The sequence below is a fragment of the Meiothermus taiwanensis WR-220 genome, from assembly GCF_003568585.1.
GTDB classification, from domain to species: domain Bacteria; phylum Deinococcota; class Deinococci; order Deinococcales; family Thermaceae; genus Meiothermus; species Meiothermus taiwanensis.
Genome location: NZ_CP021130.1, coordinates 2,207,990 through 2,228,032, shown reverse-complemented (window position 1 = coordinate 2,228,032; position 20,043 = coordinate 2,207,990). Strand labels below are relative to the sequence as shown.

The 20,043-nt window shown below is 63.2% G+C and carries 22 protein-coding genes; 10 read left to right on the top strand and 12 right to left on the bottom strand.

What is annotated here, in order from left to right:
* Positions 1 to 56: 56 nt before the first annotated feature.
* Positions 57 to 623 carry a bis(5'-nucleosyl)-tetraphosphatase (symmetrical) YqeK gene (yqeK, locus tag MTAI_RS10955; RefSeq protein ID WP_036196712.1) on the bottom strand — a complete coding sequence of 189 codons (567 nt, stop codon included), beginning with the start codon at positions 621 to 623 and terminating at the stop codon, positions 57 to 59.
* A 253-nt stretch (positions 624 to 876) separates the two neighbouring features.
* On the opposite strand from yqeK, the gene rplU reads away from it, so the two are divergent.
* From rplU to rsfS, 4 genes are read left to right on the top strand one after another with little or no spacing between them, the layout of a single operon-like run.
* The gene (gene rplU, locus MTAI_RS10950) at positions 877 to 1,182 is read left to right on the top strand and encodes a 50S ribosomal protein L21 (protein WP_027886362.1); all 306 of its coding nucleotides are present in this window, start codon (positions 877 to 879) and stop codon (positions 1,180 to 1,182) included.
* 16 nt (positions 1,183 to 1,198) lie between these two features.
* On the top strand, positions 1,199 to 1,474 hold the full coding sequence (rpmA, locus tag MTAI_RS10945; protein ID WP_027886361.1) for a 50S ribosomal protein L27: 276 nt from the start codon (positions 1,199 to 1,201) through the stop codon (positions 1,472 to 1,474).
* A 55-nt stretch (positions 1,475 to 1,529) separates the two neighbouring features.
* The gene (gene obgE, locus MTAI_RS10940; protein ID WP_027886360.1) at positions 1,530 to 2,780 is read left to right on the top strand and encodes a GTPase ObgE; all 1,251 of its coding nucleotides are present in this window, start codon (positions 1,530 to 1,532) and stop codon (positions 2,778 to 2,780) included.
* Between the two features lie 27 nt (positions 2,781 to 2,807).
* Entirely contained in the window at positions 2,808 to 3,152 is a 345-nt protein-coding gene (gene rsfS / locus MTAI_RS10935) for a ribosome silencing factor (RefSeq protein WP_027886359.1), read from the top strand.
* An 11-nt stretch (positions 3,153 to 3,163) separates the two neighbouring features.
* Here rsfS and MTAI_RS10930 read toward each other — a convergent pair whose 3' ends face one another.
* Positions 3,164 to 3,472, bottom strand: a complete 309-nt coding sequence (locus MTAI_RS10930; RefSeq protein WP_027886358.1) for a hypothetical protein — start codon at positions 3,470 to 3,472, stop codon at positions 3,164 to 3,166.
* Between the two features lie 288 nt (positions 3,473 to 3,760).
* Here MTAI_RS10930 and MTAI_RS10925 point away from each other — a divergent pair, with 288 nt between their 5' ends.
* Positions 3,761 to 4,861: a type IV pilus twitching motility protein PilT gene (locus MTAI_RS10925; protein WP_027886357.1), complete on the top strand. Its 1,101-nt coding sequence runs from the start codon at positions 3,761 to 3,763 to the stop codon at positions 4,859 to 4,861.
* 19 nt (positions 4,862 to 4,880) lie between these two features.
* Here MTAI_RS10925 and MTAI_RS10920 read toward each other — a convergent pair whose 3' ends face one another.
* The 5 genes from MTAI_RS10920 to MTAI_RS10900 all read right to left on the bottom strand — a co-directional run bounded on the left by MTAI_RS10920 (position 4,881) and on the right by MTAI_RS10900 (position 9,174).
* Positions 4,881 to 6,806 (bottom strand): AMP-binding protein, encoded by a 1,926-nt coding sequence (locus MTAI_RS10920; RefSeq protein WP_027886356.1) that lies wholly within the window; start codon positions 6,804 to 6,806, stop codon positions 4,881 to 4,883.
* A gap of 93 nt (positions 6,807 to 6,899) precedes the next feature.
* Positions 6,900 to 7,787, bottom strand: coding sequence for a serine/threonine-protein kinase (locus tag MTAI_RS10915; protein WP_027886355.1), 888 nt, complete (start codon positions 7,785 to 7,787; stop codon positions 6,900 to 6,902).
* A gap of 8 nt (positions 7,788 to 7,795) precedes the next feature.
* The gene (locus MTAI_RS10910) at positions 7,796 to 8,473 is read right to left on the bottom strand and encodes a metal-dependent hydrolase (RefSeq protein ID WP_027886354.1); all 678 of its coding nucleotides are present in this window, start codon (positions 8,471 to 8,473) and stop codon (positions 7,796 to 7,798) included.
* 59 nt (positions 8,474 to 8,532) lie between these two features.
* Complete coding sequence (locus tag MTAI_RS10905; RefSeq protein ID WP_027886353.1) at positions 8,533 to 8,964, bottom strand: DUF3809 family protein; 432 nt, start codon at positions 8,962 to 8,964, stop codon at positions 8,533 to 8,535.
* Positions 8,965 to 9,174 carry a DUF3248 domain-containing protein gene (locus MTAI_RS10900; protein WP_027886352.1) on the bottom strand — a complete coding sequence of 70 codons (210 nt, stop codon included), beginning with the start codon at positions 9,172 to 9,174 and terminating at the stop codon, positions 8,965 to 8,967. It abuts the gene before it with no gap.
* Between the two features lie 63 nt (positions 9,175 to 9,237).
* Here MTAI_RS10900 and MTAI_RS10895 point away from each other — a divergent pair, with 63 nt between their 5' ends.
* The 4 genes from MTAI_RS10895 to MTAI_RS10880 all read left to right on the top strand — a co-directional run bounded on the left by MTAI_RS10895 (position 9,238) and on the right by MTAI_RS10880 (position 12,077).
* Positions 9,238 to 9,945, top strand: coding sequence for an NTP transferase domain-containing protein (locus MTAI_RS10895; RefSeq protein ID WP_027886351.1), 708 nt, complete (start codon positions 9,238 to 9,240; stop codon positions 9,943 to 9,945).
* Positions 9,946 to 10,000: 55 nt separating this feature from the next.
* A complete protein-coding gene (locus MTAI_RS10890) occupies positions 10,001 to 10,540 on the top strand; it encodes a hypothetical protein (RefSeq protein WP_013014467.1) in 540 nt (179 codons plus the stop codon).
* 120 nt (positions 10,541 to 10,660) lie between these two features.
* On the top strand, positions 10,661 to 11,770 hold the full coding sequence (locus tag MTAI_RS10885) for a type IV pilus twitching motility protein PilT (RefSeq protein ID WP_027886350.1): 1,110 nt from the start codon (positions 10,661 to 10,663) through the stop codon (positions 11,768 to 11,770).
* 85 nt (positions 11,771 to 11,855) lie between these two features.
* The gene (locus MTAI_RS10880) at positions 11,856 to 12,077 is read left to right on the top strand and encodes a hypothetical protein (RefSeq protein ID WP_223299715.1); all 222 of its coding nucleotides are present in this window, start codon (positions 11,856 to 11,858) and stop codon (positions 12,075 to 12,077) included.
* A gap of 7 nt (positions 12,078 to 12,084) precedes the next feature.
* On the opposite strand, the gene MTAI_RS10875 is transcribed toward MTAI_RS10880, so the two are convergent.
* Positions 12,085 to 14,112, bottom strand: coding sequence for a M3 family metallopeptidase (locus MTAI_RS10875; protein ID WP_027886348.1), 2,028 nt, complete (start codon positions 14,110 to 14,112; stop codon positions 12,085 to 12,087).
* A 45-nt stretch (positions 14,113 to 14,157) separates the two neighbouring features.
* Positions 14,158 to 15,264, bottom strand: a complete 1,107-nt coding sequence (locus MTAI_RS10870) for a DegT/DnrJ/EryC1/StrS family aminotransferase (protein WP_027886347.1) — start codon at positions 15,262 to 15,264, stop codon at positions 14,158 to 14,160.
* A 125-nt stretch (positions 15,265 to 15,389) separates the two neighbouring features.
* Here MTAI_RS10870 and MTAI_RS10865 point away from each other — a divergent pair, with 125 nt between their 5' ends.
* Positions 15,390 to 16,385 (top strand): IS701 family transposase, encoded by a 996-nt coding sequence (locus tag MTAI_RS10865; RefSeq protein ID WP_187388537.1) that lies wholly within the window; start codon positions 15,390 to 15,392, stop codon positions 16,383 to 16,385.
* Positions 16,386 to 16,516: 131 nt separating this feature from the next.
* Here MTAI_RS10865 and MTAI_RS10860 read toward each other — a convergent pair whose 3' ends face one another.
* The 3 genes from MTAI_RS10860 to MTAI_RS10850 all read right to left on the bottom strand — a co-directional run bounded on the left by MTAI_RS10860 (position 16,517) and on the right by MTAI_RS10850 (position 19,950).
* A complete protein-coding gene (locus MTAI_RS10860; RefSeq protein WP_027888217.1) occupies positions 16,517 to 17,650 on the bottom strand; it encodes an LptF/LptG family permease in 1,134 nt (377 codons plus the stop codon).
* Positions 17,647 to 19,248 (bottom strand): hypothetical protein, encoded by a 1,602-nt coding sequence (locus MTAI_RS10855; RefSeq protein WP_223299714.1) that lies wholly within the window; start codon positions 19,246 to 19,248, stop codon positions 17,647 to 17,649. Before MTAI_RS10855 ends, MTAI_RS10860 begins: the two co-directional genes overlap by 4 nt.
* Before the next feature lie 78 nt (positions 19,249 to 19,326).
* Positions 19,327 to 19,950 (bottom strand): hypothetical protein, encoded by a 624-nt coding sequence (locus MTAI_RS10850; RefSeq protein WP_027888219.1) that lies wholly within the window; start codon positions 19,948 to 19,950, stop codon positions 19,327 to 19,329.
* Positions 19,951 to 20,043 lie beyond the last annotated feature (93 nt).

Below are 20,043 nucleotides of genomic sequence, written 5' to 3'. Positions count from 1 at the left end.
ACAAAATTGGGCAAGCAGCAGCCTAGCGGCAGCAAAGCCTCTTGCCGGGGGTGCGCCTAGCCGTTGTCTGGCTTTCCCTGCAAGGCTTGATAGGCAGCCCAGGTGCGGGGATGCGGCGTAATGCCCTTCTTTTGCAGGTAATCAACCTTACAAACGACAGCCTTTTGGTAGGCTTCCTCGAGCCTGCCGCTCAGTGCCATCTCGCGAATTTCATGATTGACCCCGCGGCCCGGCTCCGAGACATCGGCAATGTAGAGGGCCATGCCGATTTTGTGATCGGGGTCAACCCCATAGACATGGCCCTCGATGGCCTCGAGCACCTCCTCGTCTTTTATGCCCCAGGCCTCGGCCAGCCGACGGCCCGCCCGCCCATGCAGGGCCAGGGGATGGTTGCGTTCAATATCGTTTTCTGGGGTAGCCAGCTCCAGCAAGCGCTCGGTGCTCAGGTCGCGCGCAGCGTCGTGCAGGATTGCCGCCAAGTAGGTTTTTCCTTCATCAAGCCGGTTGGCTCGGGCAATTTGAGCCGCCAGCTCGGCAACCCGCAGGATATGCTCATAGCGCTCGGGCTTGACCAGCCGGCGCACCTTCTCGGCGTAATCAACGACAGCGCTTATGCGTATCAAGGTTAAGCCTCCGCCGAGGGCGGGAGCAGGTACTGGAACTCCTGCCCATCCGCAACAGAGAGCCTACCACATTTACGGAAAATTCCAAGGCGATGGAACATCTGGCCTCACGGTTCAGTGGGCTGCCCCGACCTGCTAGCACTTGAAACATTTATGTATAGCCGCTATAGTTGACAGTTGGCTGGGTCAAAAGACCCGAGCCGTTTGGTTGGATTGCACCTGCATCCCGGACGGCTAACTGGAGAGTGTGGCTATGTACGCAATCATCAAAACGGGTGGTAAACAGTACCGCGCAGAAAAGGGCAGCAGGCTGCGCGTGGAGAAGCTCGAGGCCAACCCCGGCGATACCGTGGAGTTCGAGGCCCTGATGCTGGGCGGTGAGCAGACCGTGATCGGCAGCCCCACCGTACCCGGTGCCAAGGTGGTGGCCGAGGTGGTCGAGCACGGCAAGGGTAAAAAGGTGGTGGTGGCTAAGTTCAAGGCCAAGGTGCAGTACCGCCGCAAGCGGGGCCACCGCCAGCCCTACACCGAGATTCTCGTGAAAGATATCCGCGCTTAGCCAGAAGGAGCACACGATGGCACATAAAAAGGGTCTGGGTTCAACCAAAAACGGGCGTGACAGCCAAGCCAAGCGCCTGGGTGTCAAGCGCTTTGAAGGTCAGGTGGTCAAGGCGGGTAACGTGCTGGTGCGCCAGCGCGGTACCAAGTTCCGCGCCGGTGCGGGGGTGGGCCAGGGCCGCGACTACACCCTGTTCGCCCTGATCGACGGTGTGGTGGAGTTTGCCGATAAGGGTCGCAAGGGCCGCTTTGTGCAGGTCAGGCCCCTGGAAACGGCCCAGGCCGGCGATTAGCCATATTATTGGCCGGAGGCGGGAGCCTGGGCTTCTAGCCTCCGGTTTTTGATTTATGTTCAGGGATGTGCTCGAGATCAGCGTGGCCGCCGGACGCGGGGGCGATGGGTGCATTAGCTTTTGGCGTGAAAAGTACATCGCCAAAGGGGGCCCTGATGGCGGCGATGGGGGGGATGGGGGCTCCGTGATCCTGCGGGCGCTGGGCCAGGTGGACTCGCTCTCCAATCTCTCCAAGCGGGTTTACAAAGCCGAAAACGGTCAGCACGGGATGGGCAAGGGGCTTTTCGGCAAGTCGGGCAAAGATCTGATCATCGAGGTGCCGCGGGGAACCCGGGTCTACGATGCCGAGACCGGCGAACTGCTGGCCGACCTGGTGGAGGAGGGCCAGACCTTCGTGGCCGCGCGGGGCGGCCGGGGCGGCTGGGGGAACCCACGCTTTGTGACCCCCACCCGGCAAGCACCCCGCTTTGCCGAGGCCGGCGAAGAAGGTGAGAAGCGCAAGCTGCGCCTCGAGCTGATGCTTTTGGCCGATGTGGGCCTGGTGGGCTACCCCAACGCCGGCAAGAGCAGCCTGCTGGCCGCCCTGACCCATGCCCATCCCAAGATCGCCAGCTACCCCTTCACCACCCTTTCCCCCAACCTGGGGGTGATCGAGCGCAACCTCGAGCGCATCACCATGGCCGACATCCCCGGTATCATCGAGGGGGCCGCGCAGGGCCGGGGCCTGGGCCTCGAGTTTCTGCGCCACATCGCCCGGACTCGAGTCCTGCTGTACGTGCTCGACGGCGCTGATCAGCCGGTGCAGACCCTGCACACCCTGCAGGCCGAACTGCGGGCCTACAACCCCGAACTGCTCGAGCGCCAATCCCTGATCGCCCTCAACAAAACCGACCTGCTCACCCCGGAAGAAGTGCAAACCCTGGTGGGCGAACTCAGCCGAACCGGCCTGCCGGTGCTGCCCATCTCGACCCAGACCAAAGCCGGCTTGCCCGAGCTGGTCGAGGCCCTGTTTGCCCTGGTGCAGGCCGCCCCCAAGCCCAAACTGGAAGCCCCCAAGCCCCGGCCCGAACCTGCCGATTACATCAAGGTGACCCAGGTGGAAGAAGGGGTGTTTGAGCTCGAGGCCCCCCAGGTGCAGCGCCACCTCGACCGGCTCAAGGGCGATATGATGGAGGCCGCAGGCTACCTGCAGGAACTTTTCAAGCGCTACCGGGTTGAGCAAGCGCTCAAGGCCCATGGGGTGCGGGCGGGCGATACAGTGCGCTTTGGTACTCATGAGTTTGAGTACATCCCTGAGGTTCGATAGTCCTTAACTTGTGTACAATGAGGTCGAATGGTTCAAGCCATTGATACCCAAAGACTCATCCACCTGGTCAAGGAGGCCCTGGAGGACAAGAAAGCCGAGAATGTGGTGGTGCTGGATCTGACCGGTGTCTCCGACACGCTCGACTACTTTGTGATTGCCACCGGGACTTCCCAGCCCCACCTGCAGGCCCTCGAGCGGGCCGTGCGGGAAAAGTTACTCGAAGACCACGGTATCCGGGCTAACAACGTCGAAGGCCCCAGTCCGCGCTGGGTGCTCCTCGACTATGGCCCGGTGCTGGTGCATCTGATGAGCGCGGAGGCCCGCGAATACTACGATCTAGAGGGTTTCTGGGCCGATGCAAAGCGTATATAGCGGGATAGCGCCTAGGGCTTGGCCCTGGGTGGGTGGTTGCGCGAGCTGGCCTGGGTTGGTTGGTAGTTGCGAATGGGGCCAAAGATGAACCTGTTGAATACGATATAGGCGGCAAGGTACGTTCCCATCTGCACCCAGAAATTATTGAACAGCGTGACCCCGTTGCTGCCCAGGATGGTCATAAGCACGGAGAGGGGCATCACCACGATAAAAGCCCGCAACAGCAGGCTGGGAAAGATGCGCAGCATGTCCCGACCGGAGAGCGGCGCCCGCTGCTGCGCTTTACGTTTGAGTTTTTCTGCCCGGCGTTTCTTGCCCATGTGCTCGAGTTTAAGCCCTGATCCCCATAGGGGCCAAGGGCGGCCCGGCAAGCAGGTCTGGGAAGTTAACCCCGCCGGATGCTGTGCCGAATCGCGGGGTTTGTTCATTTGGTGCGAACCAGGCTGGGGAGGTGTCATATACTCATGAGCGTGGGTTTGAGCTGGGCGCCAGCAACGTGGTAAGGCCGATGTTTGATAAGCACTTATTGCAATGGTGGCCTTATGGTGGTTGTCGGTGGGCTCCAGCGAGATTAACCCGTTGATCTGCTGCCACGAGGGAGCTTTGAGATGAGTGCCACGCAAACCCCTACGCCCATTGCTGATATGCTGCGCAGCATGGTGCAGGCCCGAGCCTCGGACATCCATTTGCAGGCCGGGGCGCCGCCTACGGTGCGCATCGATGGCAAGCTTAAGCCGTTTGGGAGTAAAGTGCTCTCGCCGGAAGATGTGGAAGCCATCGTGCGCAGCCTGCTAAACCCCATGCAGCTCGAGGAGCTCGAGTACAAAAAAGAGATGGACTTTGCCTACACCGTGCCGGGTCTGGCGCGCTTTCGCTGCAACCTGCTGCACCAGCGGGGTAGCTTTGGGTTGGTGATGCGGGTGGTGGCCGAAACCATTCCAAGCTTCGAGGCGCTGGGGCTACCCCGTCCGGTGATGGAAGACCTGGCCTCCAAAGAGCGCGGGTTGATACTGGTGACCGGCCCTACCGGCTCGGGTAAATCGACCACCCTGGCAGCGCTCATCGACCACATCAACCTGCACTACCCTAAAAACATCATCACCATCGAAGACCCCATCGAGTTTTTACACAAGCACAAGAAAAGCCTGGTGGTGCAGCGCGAGGTGGGGGTGGATACCGACTCGTTCAGCTCCGGCCTCAAGTACGCCATGCGGCAGGATCCGGATGTGATTCTGATCGGTGAGATGCGCGACCGCGAAACGGTGGAGGCGGCGATTATGGCGGCCCAGACCGGCCACCTGGTGCTATCCACCCTCCACACCCTGGATGCGGTGCGCACCATCAACCGCATCATCGACTTTTTCCCCCTGCACGAACACCTACAAATTCGCATTCTGCTGGCCGAGTCGCTCCTGGGCATCATCTCGCAGCGCCTGCTGCCCCGCGCCGATGGTCACGGTCGGGCGCTGGCCCTGGAAATACTCCTCGCCACGCCTTTTGTGCGCGACCTCATTAAGGACGAAAACAAGACGCCCCAGATCAAGGATGCCATGCTACAGGACAATCTGCGCGGCATGCAAACCTTTGATCAACACCTGGTTGAGCTTTACAGCCAGGGCCACATCAGCCTCGAGGATGCCGAAGGATCGGCCACCAGCCCCCACGAACTCAGGCTGATGCTTACCAAAGCCACCGGCCGGGCTTTCTAACCTGGGTTTTGCGGGCCGACTATCTGGCTGCTTGCTGGATGGCCTCCACCGCCTGGGGGTTCTCCAGCGCCGAGAGATCGCCGGGGGGCTGGCCCAGAAAGGCAGCCCGTATCACCCGGCGCATCACCTTGGCGTTGCGGGTTTTGGGCAGGTCGGGCACAAACAGAATGCGCTCGGGTTTGAGGGCCTTGCCCAGGCGTTGGGTAACGGTTTCTGCAATGGCCTGCTCGAGGTCGGGGCTGGGGGTGTGGTCGCTGCGCAACACCACGAATAGCACCGCGGCCTCGCCCTTTACCGGGTGCGGTATGCCGATGGCGGCGGCTTCTTTTACGCTGGGGTGCTCCACGGCGGCGCTCTCGTACTCGGCGGGCCCCACCCGCTTGCCGGCGATTTTGAGGGTGTCGTCGCTCCGGCCCTGAATCACCCAGTGTCCGTCTCGATCCACCTTGGCCCAGTCGCCGTGCACCCAGATGTTTTTAAAGCGCTGCCAGTAGGTTTCGAGATAACGTTCGGGCGCTTTCCAGAAGCCCTTGGTCTGGCCCGGCCAGGGGGCCAGCACGGCCAGCTCGCCTACCTCGTCCCGCACCGGCCGGCCCGTGCTGTCGAGCACCTCGGCGTGCATGCCGGGCACGGCGGTGTTGAAGCCCATGGGCTTGATGGGTCGCCAGGCTGTGCAGCCCAGAATGCCCCCGCCGATCTCGGTGCCCCCGGAGTAGTTGATGATGGGAACCCGGCCCTGGCCCACGGTCTTGAAGAACCAGAGGTAGGGCTCGAGGTTCCAGGGTTCGCCGGTGGAGCCCAGCATGCGCAGGCTGGACAGGTCGTGCGAGCGCACCCAGTCATCCCCCAGGGGCATCAGGGCCCGCACCAGGGTGGGGGAGAGGCCCAGATGGGTTACCCTGTGCCGTTCGCAGAGGGCCCACAGGCGGCCTGGATTGGGGTAATCGGGGGCCCCTTCGTACAGCAGCACCGTGCCGCCGATGGTAAGAGCACCCAGAATGGCCCACGGCCCCATCATCCAGCCCATATCGGTAAACCAGAACAGGGTTTCGTGCTGGCGCAGATCGAAGAGGTGGGCCATATCCTGGGCCGCTTTGATGGGAAAGCCGGCGTGGTAGTGCACGGTGCCCTTGGGTCTGCCGGTGGTGCCGGAGGTGTAGATCAGCATGAACGGATCCATGCTGTCCATAGGCTGGTACGGGGCGCTCGAGGGCTGTTTTAGAACCTGTTCGTCCCAGGCCACCTCGTTTGCAGCCAGGGCCACGTCCCCAAAGCGGCGCACCACCAGCAGCTTTTCTACGCTTGGCGAAAGGGCTGCGGCGCGGCGGGCGTTGTTCAGAAGATCAACCCGGCTGCCCCTCCGGTAGAAGCCATCCGCGGTGATGACCAGCCTGGCCCCGGCATCCTGCAGCCGGGTGGCTGCTGCTTCAGGGGCGTAACCGGAGAAGATGGGTACAAAGATGGCCCCAATTTGTGCCACGGCCAGGGCGCTGATGGCGGTTTCGGGCAGCATGGGCAGAAACAGGCCTACCCGGTCGCCTTTCTGGATGCCCAGGGCCTCGAGCGCGTGGGCGGCCTGGGCCACGGCGGCCTCGAGCTCCCCGTAACTCAAGCGCGCTACGGCCCCCTCTTCCCCTTCCCAGATCAGGGCCGGAGCGTCTTTGCGGGTTCTGGCGTGATGCAGGGCGTTGTAGGCCAGATTGAGCCGCCCGCCTACAAACCACTGGGGCCACTGCGGCCCCTGGGAGGTGTCCAGCACCTGCCGGTAAGGGGTAAACCACTCGAGGCCCAGGAGCTGGAGGGTGGTCTCCCAGAAAGCCTCGGGCCGTTCAATGCTGTAGCGATAAAGGGCTTCGTAGCTGTCCAGATGCAGGTGTTTTAGCAGGGCTTCGATATGGCTGCCACGGGTGTACGCGTCGGAAGGGAACCAGATGGGGTCGTTCATAACAGGCCTCGCTTTGCTTGCCCATAGTTTATCGGCAGAAGCCGGTAAGGGGTTGCGCGCGAGGGGCCTGGCTTTTGGTGAAGCACCGCGTTGCTATTTTTTGCGAAACAGGCCAAACAGCCCTTTGGCTTTGGAGGGCTTGTTTTCTGGGCTGCTTTTACCGGGGTTGGCCTCGGCCTGGGGGGTGTTTTGTACGATCTGCAAGAAGGCTTTGGGGGTCGCGCGGATGGCGGGGTCTTTAGCCAGGAGGTTGCGAACAATCCGGTCGAGGTGGGGTGGAAGGTTGGTGGGTGGGGGCAGCTTGTGCAGGTGGGCGTGGGTGATCTCTTCCAGGGTTTCCCCCACAAAAGGCCGCTTACCTACCAACAGCTCGAAGGCCATCACCCCAAACGAGTAGGCATCCGAGGCAGGGGTGGCCGGCTCTCCCAGGAATAGCTCCGGGGCCATGTAGAAGGGGCTGCCGGCCCGCTCGAGGGGTTTGGGGTTTTCGCGGGTTTTAGCCACGCCAAAGTCGCCGAGCTTGAACAGCATACCGTCGATAAAAATGTTGGACGGTTTGACGTCTTGGTGGATGACGCCCCGGTCGTGCAGGTAGATGAGGGCCTGGGCGATCTGGCTCAGGCAGTCGAGGGCCACCTCCCGGCTAAGGGGGCCTTTTTTTAGCCTGTCCTCGAGGGTGCCCTCCTCGAAGTATTCCAGCGCCAGAAAAGCCCCTTCCCCCTCGGGGCGCCCCGAGAGCCCCCGCACCAGGTTGGCGTGGTTAAGGGTAAGCGACAGGGCCACCTCCTGTGCAAAGCGCTCGGTGAGGGCCCGGTCGGTGCGTACCTCGCGGCGCGGCACCTTAAGGGCCACCTTGGTACCGTCGGGGGCATGGGCCAGGTACACCTGGGACGATCGCCCCAGGCCCAAGAGCATCTCGAGCTTGTAGTGTTGTCGGGTCAGTCGGCGATAGTCCATGGGTTGCTGGGGGTTGGGGGTCATGGCAACTGCTACGAAAGGGTCATATGTTCGCCGGGTGCTAAGGCCTGGCCCCCCACCCCGAGCCGGCCGGCCTGCTGCACAAAGGCCGCGCCATCCTGGGCGATGGGGGGGAAGGTGTTGTAGTGCACCGGCAGCACCTGCTTGGCTCGAGTTAGCTCGAGGGCCTTGAGGGCATCGTCCGGCCCCATGGTGAAGTGGTCGCCAATGGGCAGAACAGCCAGATCGGGGCTGTACTGGGCTACCAGGGTCATATCGCTGAATAGGGCGGTGTCCCCTGCGATGTACAGGCGCTTACCGCCCAGCTCGAGCACAAAGCCCTGGGCCAGGCCGCCGTAGGTTCCATCCGGAAAAGAAGAGGAGTGCCAGGCGGGAAACCACTTGAGCCACCCGCCTTTGAACCGGTAGGTGCCGCCCAGGTTCATGCCCACCCCTTTGGCGCCCTGTTTTTCGGCATAGCTCACAATCTCGTAGTTGGAGATAATTGGGGCTCCGGTGCGCTGGCTAATAGCCACGCTGTCACCGTAGTGATCGCCGTGGGCATGGGTCAGCACCACCAGGTCGGCTTCTACCTGGTCGGCCGTGAGGGCCGCTTTGGGGTTACCGGTGAGGAAAGGGTCTACCAGTATGCGGGTAGTACCGTCGCTGATGAGCAGGGCTGAGTGTCCTAGGTAGCGTACCTCGACCATGGTTCGACCTCCGACGCGTTAACTAGTATATGTCCGAAACGGGGGTTGGGTGCGCTGGCTCAGGCCTGGGTGAGCCGCTGCAGAACCCGTTCCACGTTCCGCTCGAAAGCGGCCTCGGCCAGGCGCCCCAGGGCCCGTCCCCCCCATTTTTCGCCCTGGGGCAGGGTGGCGTGGATGCGGAGGGTGAGCTGATAGGCGATGCCCCCCTCTACCACCTCGCCATGGCCCTCGAGCTCGGCCCAGAAGGCCGGGGGCTCGGGGAGGGGCAGGGCCTCGAGGCGCGCCGCCAGGCCCTGTGGATGAATACGGCTCTGGAAGGGAAACTGGATTTCGCCAAACAGCGGGGCCTCGGCCACCAGGTAGCCCTGGAGGGTGGTGCCCTGACGGGTTAGTTCACTAAACGGGGGCCTGCCACCAAAGACCCGCTCGGGCTGGAGCAGGTGCTCGGGGGGCTCCGGTAGCTTTAGCTGGAAGGTTTTTTCCAGTATCATCTAATTGACCCACTCGACCCTTAGCTGCCCGGACTGTACGAGTTGCTCGATCTCCTCGTCGGTTACGTTGCGGAGGCGTGCCAGGTGGCTGAACTCGGGGGCGGCGGAGGCCAGGCCCACCCGCACCACCAGCACCTCCTCGGCCTCGGCCTTGCCGATGCGCCAGACCAGATGATTTCCCAGCCGCTCGAGCAGGTCGTCCATAGACATTAGGGTATCGCCTGCAAGGGCTTTGGGTAAAGAGAGGTGGGTAACCAAGGGTAAACTGGTTTGGTGGAAGCGATTGTGTTGGCAGGTGGTAACGCCGGCGACCCCCTGGCCCAGAAGTTTGGCGTAGCCAGCAAAACCCTGGTGCCTTACCGGGGTCGCCCGCTGTTGGAGTACACCCTCGAGGCCCTGGTGCAAGCGGGGCTGGAGGTCATTTTGGTAGGGCCGTCCCTGCCCTTGAACCCCCCGCCCCAACGGGCCTTGCCCGACCAGGGCAGCTTGCTGGCTAACCTCGAGGCGGGAATTAAGGCCGCCCAGGGTAGCAAGGTGCTGGTGTCTACTGGCGACATGCCCTTTTTGCAGGCAGAGGCGGTGCGCTGGGTGCTGGAAAATGCACCCCAGGCGGGCTTCGTCTACACCATTGTTGCCCGGCCCACCATCGAGCAGCGCTTCCCGGGGATGCGCCGCACCTACGCCCGCGTCCGCGAGGGCTACTTTACTGGGGGCAACCTGGTCATCATCGACAAGAAGCTCTTTTTTACGGCCCTGCCTTTGCTTAGACAAGCCCTGGAACTGCGCAAAAAACCCCTGGCCCTGGCCCGGATGATTGGGCTGGGCACCCTGGTAAAGGTGCTGTTGGGCCGGGCCGACATCCCCGGGCTCGAGGCCAGGGTCTCACAAATTATCGGAGTTCCTGCCAAAGCCCTCATTACCCCCTACCCTGAAATAGGGGTGGATATCGATAAAGAGGAGGATCTTCGTTGGTTGGCCTGAGGGAGATTCCGCTTGGCTGGAACCACCTTGCCGGGGGATGTAGACTGGAGGCCGGATGCGAACTGTTCGTGACTTGCGTTTGGCGGGCCTGATCGCTTACCTTGCGGCGCTGATTGCCGGGCTGATGGTCTCGGGGCTTATACACTGGGCCCTGGGTGGGCGGGGGCAGTTTGGCTGGGAGGGCTTTAACTTTTTCGGCGTCCTCGAGGGCCTGGCTTTCTTGCTGGTTTTTACCGTCAGCCTCCTTATTGCCAAAAGGGCGGTTAAGGTGACCACCACCACCCTGCTTTCCGCGGGTATATTTGTACCCACTTCGGCCCGCAAGCTGGCTAGACCGGTGCCGGTGATCAGCGCGCTACAGTCCTTTGAAGGTAGTATCGCGGTACTGCTCGAGGACGGTCATCCGGTAGGCGTTATCGGCATGGCCGACTCATTGGTTCCCTGGGACGAAGCCCCAGTGGTCTCCGGTGAAACCGCCGCAAGCGAGCTGGGATCGCTATTTCGCCAGCATCCGATTGTGTTCGTGGCCGATGGTGATACGGTGCACGGCATGGTTACGCGGGAACGCTACTTCAAATACCTGGGGGCAAGGTAGCCAGGGCGGTTCGGCAATACCGGCAGTCGGCTGTGATTGTTCGCCTGGGGTCTTGGTGGGCTATATAAACATGGCCGGTTCTCGAGTTGGCGTATTCTGAATTGACAACTGGAGATGCGCATGAGCAAAGCACCCGATATTGTAGACCTGCTCAATCTGGCCGTAGATCGCAGTGCCTCGGATCTGGTTATCACGGTGGGCCTTCCCCCTATGGTCAAGGTGGATGGTGAGTTTCACCCCACCGAGTTTGAGCCCCTTACCCCCCAGGAAACCCGGCGCCTGACCTATGCCCTGATGGACGAGAAGCAGCAGCGGGTTTTTGAGGAAGAAAAGGAGCTCGACTTCTCCTTCAGCCTTCCAGGCAAAGGCCGCTTCCGCGTCAACATCTTCTTGCAGCGCGGTAGTGTGGGTGGGGTGCTGCGGGTGGTGCCCTCCAACGTCAAGAGCTTCGAGGAGCTGGGTCTGCCCAAGACCGTGGCCGATATTGCTATGAGCCCGCGTGGGCTGGTGCTGGTGACCGGGCCCACCGGCTCGGGTAAGTCCACCACCCTGGCCTCCATGATCGACTACATCAACGAGCGCAAGCGCTGCCACATCGTGACCATTGAAGACCCCATCGAGTTCTTCCACCGTCACAAGTCCTCCATCATCAACCAGCGCGAGATTGGCTCGGATACCCACAGCTTTGAAAAGGCCTTGCGCTCGGTGTTGCGGCAGGCCCCCGATGTGATTCTGGTGGGGGAGATGCGCGACTACGAGACCATTTCGGCCGCTATCACCGCCGCTGAGACCGGGCACCTGGTGATGGGTACCCTGCACACCAACAGCGCCCCCGAGACCATCGACCGCATTATTGACGTCTTCCCGGAGTCTCAACAGGAGCAGGTACGGGTGCAGCTCTCCAACAACCTGGTGGCGGTGCTCACCCAACAGCTTCTGCCCAAGGCCTTTGGCGGTGGACGGGTGCTGGCTTACGAGCTCATGGTGGCTACCCCAGCGGTGCGGGCGTTGATTCGCGAGGGCAAGAGCCATCAACTGGTCAGCGTAATTCAAACTGGGGGCCAGTACGGCATGATCACCATGGACGCCTACCTGGCCGACCTGTACAAGCGCAAGCTGATTACCTACGAGATGGGCCAGTCGCGCGCTGTAGACCCCAAGGAGTTTGCTCGTCTGGCTGGTGCGGCGGGGGGCTCCACGCCCCAGGCGGCCGGTGTGCGCCGCCCCTAAGGGCCTATAGCCACGGAGCCCTGGGGAGTATATGGCCTGCTCGGAAGCAGCCCTGCGCGCGTTTTTCTCCCGTCCAGAGAACTATGTGAATCTGTCTCTGAAGGCCATCATGGAGTGCATAGGGCCTTTCAGCCAGTACGACGAGTGGGACTGGGGGCGCGAGGTATACGACTGGAAGCGGCCCAACCTGCGCGTGCGGGTGATCATGCGCGGTGGTTATGTAAAAGCAGTGGAAGAACTCGACCCGCAGGATAACAGCCGCTATGGCACCACCCTGCGGGTTTTATGGGGGGATGCTTCGCCTTAGACAGCGCTTAGTCCAGAAGCCCCGAGCGCGCTAGCAAGGCCTTGGGGTCAGGGTCGCGCCCCAGGAAGCGCCGGAAGAGCTCGGCGGGGTCGACAGAGTTGCCTTTGCTCAGGATGTGGGTGATGAAATCCTCGCCGGTCTGGCGGTTGAAGATGCCCTCGGCCTTGAAGCGCGAGAAAGCGTCGGCGTCGAGCACCTCCGACCATTTGTAGGAGTAGTAGCCCGCGGCATAGCCCACCGGATGACCGAACAGGTGGGCAAACCCGGCCACAAAGGCATAGTCCTGGGGTAGCGGGGCTGGCATGAAGGGCTGCATGACCTGCCGGGCGTAGGCGACCACATCGCCGTCGCTGGGGGTGTAGTGGATGTGCAGGGCCAGATCCACCGTGCCGAAGGCCAGCTGACGCATGCCCTGGTTGGCGGCCCAGTAGTTTTTGGCCCGCAGCATTTTCTCGAAAAGCTCGTCGGGGATGGGTTCGCCGGTCTGATAGTGGCGGGCGAACAAGTCCAGGGCCTCGCGCTCCCAGCACCAGTTTTCCATGATCTGGCTGGGCAGCTCGACAAAGTCGCGGGCCACCTGGGTGCCCACCAGGCTGCGGACCTCCACGCTCGAGAGCGCCAGGTGCAACAGGTGCCCAAACTCGTGGAAGATGGTCTCCACCTCGCGGTGGGTGAGCAAAGCGGGCCGGTCGCCCACCGGGGGGGTGAGGTTGCCGCACATCAGGCCCAGGTGGGGCTCGGTGGTATCGCCCTGGCGCACGCCCCGGATGAGCGTGTTCATCCAGGCCCCGCCGCGCTTGTTCTCGCGGGGGTGCCAGTCGGTGAAGAAGCGGCAGATGCGCCGGCCCTCCCGGTAGATCTCGTAGGTTTTGACCTCGGGGTGCCAGGTGTCCACACCCGCTACTTCCCGCACCTCGAGGCCGAAGACCCGCCGCACGATCTCGAACAGCCCCTCGAGCACCTGCGGCAGGGCAAAGTAGGGCCTGAGCTCTTCCTCGTCGAAGTCGTAGAGGGCCTTGCGCTGCTTCTCGGCGTAGTAGGCGATGTCCCAGGGCTCCAGCGGCGGGGCCTCTGGCCCCTCGAGCTCCCGGCGGAAGGCCTCGAGGGCGGCCAGCTCTTTTTTGAAGTAAGGCTCGTAGGCGGCTTTGAGGTCCTGCTCGAAGCGCAGGGCGGTCTCGGCCTTGCCGGCCATGCGGTTCTCCAGCACGTAGTCGGCAAAGTTGGCGTAGCCCAGCAGTTCGGCCTTTTCGCGGCGCAGGGCCAGAATTTCATCAATCAGGGGCCGGTTGTCGCGGCCTGGCTCGGTGGCCCGGCGGTGGTAGGCCAGGTAGACCTGCTTACGGATCTCGGCGTCGTCCAGGTAGGTTTGCAGGGCCAGATAGCTGGGCTGCTGCAGGGTAAAGCGGTAGCCCTCGCGGCCTTTGGCCCGGGCACTCTGGCGGGCGGCCTCGAGGGCGCTTGGGGGCAGGCCCGCCACCTGGCTTTCGTCCAGGTACAGCTCCCAGTCGGCGGTGGAGTCGGTGACATTTTGCTCGAACTGGGTAGTAAGCTCCGAAAGCCGGGTGTTGATGGCCTCGAGGCGGGCTTTCTTCTCGGGGGGAAGGCCCGCCCCCTGGCGGCGGAACTCATCGAGGCGCAGTTTGAGGAAGCGGGCCCAGTCGGGGCTGAGCTGGCTTGCTTCGGGGGTGGCTGCAAAGTCCTTGAGGGCCTGGTACAGCTCGGCAGAAATCTGGAGCTTGGTGTAGAAGGCGGTGGTGGGGGGAATGATGGCCTTGTAGGCTGCGCGCAGCTCAGGGGTGGAAGCCACGCTCTCGAGGTGGGCCACCAGGGTATAGGCGTAGCCCAGGCCCTCGCCCAGCCGATCCAGGGGTAGCAGGGTGTTCTCCAAGGTGCGGGGGCCTTCTACCCGCAGGATGGCCTCCAGCTCGGCCTCGGCCTGGGCCAGGAGGGTCTGGATGGCTGGCTCGATGTGCTCGGGGCGGATCTGGCTAAAAGGGATGTCGTAGCGCACTTCCAGCAAAGGATTCTCCGGCATAGCAACCCAGTATAAACGGGGCCAAAGCCGGAGAATGTGCCTTGTTTAGGCGTAACTTTGTACGGCCTGGATGACCGCCTCGAGCTGGGCCTCTTGCAAAAAGGGGTGCATGGGCAGGCTCAGCACCTCGCGGGCGGCGGCCTCTGCGGCTGGAAGGGAGCCTTCCGGGGCCAGGTCGCGGTAGGCCGGCTGGAGGTGGGCCGGCAGCGGGTAGTGCACGCTGCTGCCGATGCCCTGCTGCTTCAGGTGGGCGGCCAGCCGGTCGCGCTCGGGGTGGCGCACCGTGTACTGGTGGTAGACGTGCAGGGCATAGGGCATCTCGCGGGGGGTCTGGAGGTGGTTTTTGAGGTGCTCGTTGTAGACCTGGGCGATCTGGCGGCGGCGGGCGTTCCAGGTTTCCAGGTGAGGGAGCTTAACCCGCAAGATGGCGGCCTGGAGGCTGTCGAGCCTCGAGGTGTAACCGGCCGGGCGCACATGGTGGTAGCGCTCCTTGGAGCCGTGCACCGTCAACAGGCGGGCCTCCTCGGCGATGGTTGGGTTGTGGGTGGCGATAAAGCCGCCATCGCCATAGGCCCCCAGGTTTTTGGTGGGGTAAAGGCTAAAAGCCCCCGCATTGCCCAGGGTGCCGGCCTGGACAGGCGGCTGGCCCGGGGCGCAGTAGCGGGCCCCGATGGCCTGGGCTGCATCTTCCAGCACCTGCAAACCGTGTTTTTGCGCGAACTCCAGTATCTCGCCCATGGGGGCCACCTGGCCGTACAGGTGAACCGGCAGGATGGCCTTGGTGCGCGGGGTGAGGGCGGCCTCGAGCAGGGCCGGATTGAGGTTGAAGTTTTGGGGGTCAATGTCCACCAGCACGGGGCGGGCCCCCACGTGCTGGATGGCCTCGAGGGTGGCGATAAAGGTAAAGGGCGTGGTGATGACCTCATCCCCCGGCCCTACCCCCATGGCCCGCAAGGCGATGAAGAGGGCATCGGTGCCGGAGCCACAGGACACCACGTAGGGCACTTTCAGGTAGGCGGCCAGCTCCTCCTCCAGGGCGGCGACCTCGGCCCCTCCCACGAAGGCCCCCGAGGCCAGGACACGGGCCAGGGCGGCGTCAACCTCGCTTTTCAACTCCAGATATTCACGCTTAAGATCAAGGATAGGTACCATTCAAAACACCCGCTCCCTAGCTTATACCGGATTCAAAAATATATAGGAGTTACGCAGTTGCCCCTCACCCCTCTACTCGGCTACCCTTTTCTGCAAAGCAAACAGGCCAAGAGGAGTTAGCTGCCATGAACCCCCCAAAGTGCACCGACCTGGACTATATCCACTTCCTCATCGCCGCCCAGAGGGTCTTCACCTGTACCGAGGCCGCCCGCTGCCAACCCGAGGAACCCAGCGCTCCCGCCCACGACGCCTTCACCCGCCTGCTCCAGCGACAGCCTCCCGACACGGAGGCGCTGTGGCAGGAGGCCAGGGCCGTGGTGGAGCCCAGCCGGGGGCTTCTGATCCTGGACGACACCACCCTGGATAAACCCTACGCCCAGCGGATGGAGCTGGTGACCTACCACTGGAGCGGCAAGCACCAGCGGGTGGTCAAGGGGATCGCCCTCATGACCCTGCTGTGGACGGAGGGCCAGGCCCTCATCCCCTGCGACTTCAGGATTTATGACAAGCCCTGGGAAGGGAAGACCAAGAACGAGCACTTTATGGAGATGCTGCGGGTAGCCAAGGGACGGGGGTTTGCTCCAGCGTACGTGCTAATGGATAGCTGGTACGCTTCGCTGGAGAACCTGAAGGAGATTGCTCGCCTGGGCTGGCGCTTCCTCACGCGGCTGAAGGGGAACCGGCAGGTGAACCCGGATAGGGAGGGGCTTCGGCCGGTGAGCGAGGTGGAGATACCGCCGGAGGGGCGGGTGGTGCACCTGAGGGGTTTTGGTCTGGTCAGGGTGTTCCGGACGGTTTCGAAAGACGGGGACGCGGAGCACTGGGCGACCAACGACCTGGGGATGACTGAAGGTCGGCGGGGGGAGTTGGAGCGGGCAGGCTGGGGTATCGAGGTCTACCACCGGGGGCTCAAGGGGTGTTGCGGGGTGGAGCGGGCCCAGGTGAGAAAGAGGGCCTCTATCCTGGGCCACCTTCTTCTGTCCCTACGTGCTTTTCTGAGGCTGGAGGTGTACCGCTTGCGAACGGGGGTGAGTTGGTATGAGTCCAAGGCAAGCATTATCCGCGAGGCGATACGAAGTTACCTGGCCAATCCCATACACATCCTTCACCCAACTGCGTAAGTCCTAATATAGTCATCCAAGGCAAAGAGCTCGACCTCCAGCGGATAACTTCGGTCGGGTTGGTTTGCTGCATTCCGGCGGCGAACCAACCGAATCTGGTAGTGGCACATCGCCTGTTTCAAGGGGTGGAACTAACGGTAGATGCCTTTACCCAAGCCGTAGCCCACGATCACCCCCAGCAGGTTGGCCCCCCAGGCGGCCAGCTCCGGCGGTAGGGGGCCCGATAGGGCCATCACCTTACCGGCGCTGAAGGCCACGTAGTAGGCGATGGTGAGCACCAGGGCCAGGCCCAGCGCTGTACCGGGGCTGGTGGCCCGGCGCACCGCTACCGGCAGGGCCAGCACCAGCACCATCAGGTTGGCCAGGGCCAGGGCGATGGCAGCGTGCCACTGGGCCCGGGCCTCGCGCTGCTCGCGGGGTGGGGTGTGGGGGTCTTGCAGCTTGCGCCACCACTCTGAGAGGGGCACCGGCACCTCGAACCCGCCCCCGGCGTACTGGGCTTCCAGATCTTCGCGGCTGCGGGAAAGCCGCACGGTGAGTTCGGCGCCTGGCTGGCCGATGTTCTGGGCACGGAAAACCTGTTGCAAGCCAGCCTCGGCCTGCTCCAACGAGGTGAACTCGGGCAGGGGAAGCTGGGCGAAATCCAGGGTGAAGACCCGGTAATCCCTTAGCACGATGCGCTGGCCCTGCAGGCGGGCGGTCTGGGCCAGGATCACGGTCATAGTCTGATCCTGCCAGCGCTCGAGGCGCACCCGCTGGAATTCGTCTTTGGCCGGGTCGAAGCCATCGTAGCGCAGGATGTACTCACCCACCGTAAGTTCGCGCCCCACCAGGTTGAACTGCGCGGTGCGCTCGGGGATGAGCTCATTCCAGTACACCAGGGCCGTGGCCCGGTTAGCCCAGGGCACCACCCATTCCGAGAGGGCCAGCGAGAAGCCGCTCAGGAGCAAGCCCCCCAGCAAAAAGGGCCGGGCCGTGCGGAGCAGCGAGATGCCCCCGGCCTGCATCACCAAGAGCTCGTTTTCCCGTGCCAGCCGCCCAAAGGCCAGCATCACCGCCAGAAGTCCGGCGATGGGCATGGCCTGCACGGTGGCGTAGGGCACCTGCAAGGCCAGCCATTTGAGCACGCTGCTGAGCTCGGCGGTGGTCATCCACTGGGCCCTGGGCAGGAGGTTGCTCAGAAGACCAAAGCCCACATAAAGCGCCAGGCCAAACAGAAAAACCGGCCAGGCCTCACGTAAGATGTAGCGATCTAGGCGGGTCATCGAATTTCCAGTCCGAAGGTTAGTTTGCCGTTGGGGATCTCATCGGGGTGCTGGGCGATGCGAACCTCCTGATACCCCAACCGCCAGATAAAACAACAGTCGGCGTAGCGCAGCTCCAAACCCCAGCGGCTCACGCCCTGCCGCAGGAAATCATACCCGAGGAAAGGCGTCAGGCTGAGGTCGTAGGTACAGCTCAGGGGCACCGGGGTAAAGCCCAGCACCAGCTCGCGGCGTTCCCAGTCGTCGCGCCCGTTGCTCAGGGTTTTGCCCACGCAGTTCCAGCAGGTGTTGAGCTGGGCCCAAATTTCGCCGTAGCTCTGGGGGTAGCCGAGGCGCAGGCTGGCCTGGGTTTGATCCAGAAGAAAATTGTGGGTGGCCTCGAGCTGGATGTTTTGGTAGGAAAAGCTGCCCGAGAGCGCCTGGGTGGCCTCCCGGCGCTCGAGCCAGAAGTGCCCAGGGGTAGACTCGATGGCCCAGGTATAGCCCAGGCGCAGGGCAAACGCGCCCTCGTAGCGGCCCTCGGCGTACCCCCCGTAGGCCAGGTACTGCTGGGGCTGGTTGTAGAAACCCAGCACCCCAAAGGGCTCGAGGCGGAAGCGAAAGGGGCCTTCCTGCACCTCCAGGTTGTAGCGCAGCTCGGCCCCGGCGGCCAGGCCGGCCGAGACACCGTTGGAGAGATCCTGAGCAACCCAGGCGTACGGGCGCAGGCTCAGCCCCCCCAGGGTGAAGGAGTGGCGCAGCCCGAAGGCGTGGCGGCCTAGAGTGCTGTCGTGGAGGAAAAACACAGGATCGGCCACCACCTCCCCACGGCTGGCCGGGCCGCTTTGCTTGAGGTCGAACTCGATGCGGGCCCGCCGCCCCGGGGCCTGCCCCGAGACCCCCAGGCGCAGGGTGGGCTCAGGCCCCCACAACTGGAGGCCCAGCAGAGTCAGGCGGGTGCTGAAGCGGCCCTCGGCATCGAGCAAGGGGAAATCCACGAGCCCCAGGTTCAGTCCCTGGTCAAAGTCGAAGCGCAGGGGGAAGGCCAGGGTATCCAGGCCCAGGCTCTCGCCCAAGGGGCGGTTGGCGTTGAGGCGCAGGGCCTCGAACTGGGCCAGGCCCAGCTGGTAGGCCTCGAGCCGGCTTTCTTGCAAAATCACCTCGCCGCTCTGGGTGTCAAAGCTGAGATGTTCCGAGATGAGCCGCAGGTCGTCACCGCACCGGCAGGTGGTGATCCGGATGCCACGGGCCTGCAGCACCCGGCCCTTGACCTGGCCCGCTTCGGCCCAGAAGCGGTAGCGGGGGGTTTCCACCTCAATCTGCGGGGCCGTCAATTCACCGCTGGCCTGGTCGTAGCGCAGTTCAGGTGCCCGCAGGGATAGTCCCTGGGTTTGCAGACAGGCGCCATCGCTGAAGATGGCGAGATCCCCGTCAAACTCGAGGTTCCCCCCACCGGCCAGCCCTTCGGGGGTCTCGAGGGTGTAGGGCTGCTCGGCGCAGGGGGTGGGGCTGGCAGGGCTGGCCCAGGCCAGGCCGCTCCAGCCCAGGGCCAGGGCGCAAAGCAGGGGGAGCAGCCCGGCCTTTCGGCCCTGGGGGGTGGATGGGCTCGATGCTTTCAAGCCTATACAAAAAGCCAATGTGAGGCTCAGTATTCGCGAATCTTGCAGTTTGTTTTTCGTATACTCCACGCACACGCCCTACAGTTTATCGGCGTAGGGACGCAGGCGGTTATAAACATCGGCCGGAACGCGGGTGTTGGCCCGCACTTTGCCGCCACCAACGGTCAGCAGCAAGGTGCTGTCGGGCCGGTTGCCCCTGAGGGTGGTGGCCCCGTCGCGGAAGGTGAAGGCCCCCAGCACCAAAGCCAGGTCTTTGGTGGTGTCCACAATGAGCGTGCTGGCCTCGAGCACCGGCTCGCTCGAGCGCACCTCGCCCTTCAGCACCAGCACGTTGTCGCCCAGCAAGAGCCCCTGCTGGGCGGTGAGGGCCTTGAACTCCTTGGAGCTGAAGCGCACCCCGTTCATCCGCAGGGTGTCGGGTTTTTGCAGGTACTCGAGGCTGCTCGCGCTGAAATCGCCCTCCTTGGCCCTGAGGGTGGCCCCCTGGGCCCGGATAAACTCGCCGTCTTTGTACTGGATGTAGCGGGCTTCCAGCACCAGGCCGCTTTTATTGTCGGAGATGGTGCCGCCGGTGGGCAGGGTGTAGATGCCGGTGCCCACATCCAGCTCCGAGTTGCCCCTGGGCCGTACCTCGAAACCGGCAAACCTCGAGGCCAGTGCAATCAAAGAAAGAAAGGTGAGCAGAATCCACCAACGCTTCATGCTTTCAATGGTAGGGCCTGGGGCATGAACCGAATGAGCAAACCATCAACATGGCCTGGTTCAGCGGTCTAATAAAAATCCAGCGGCTTCGGC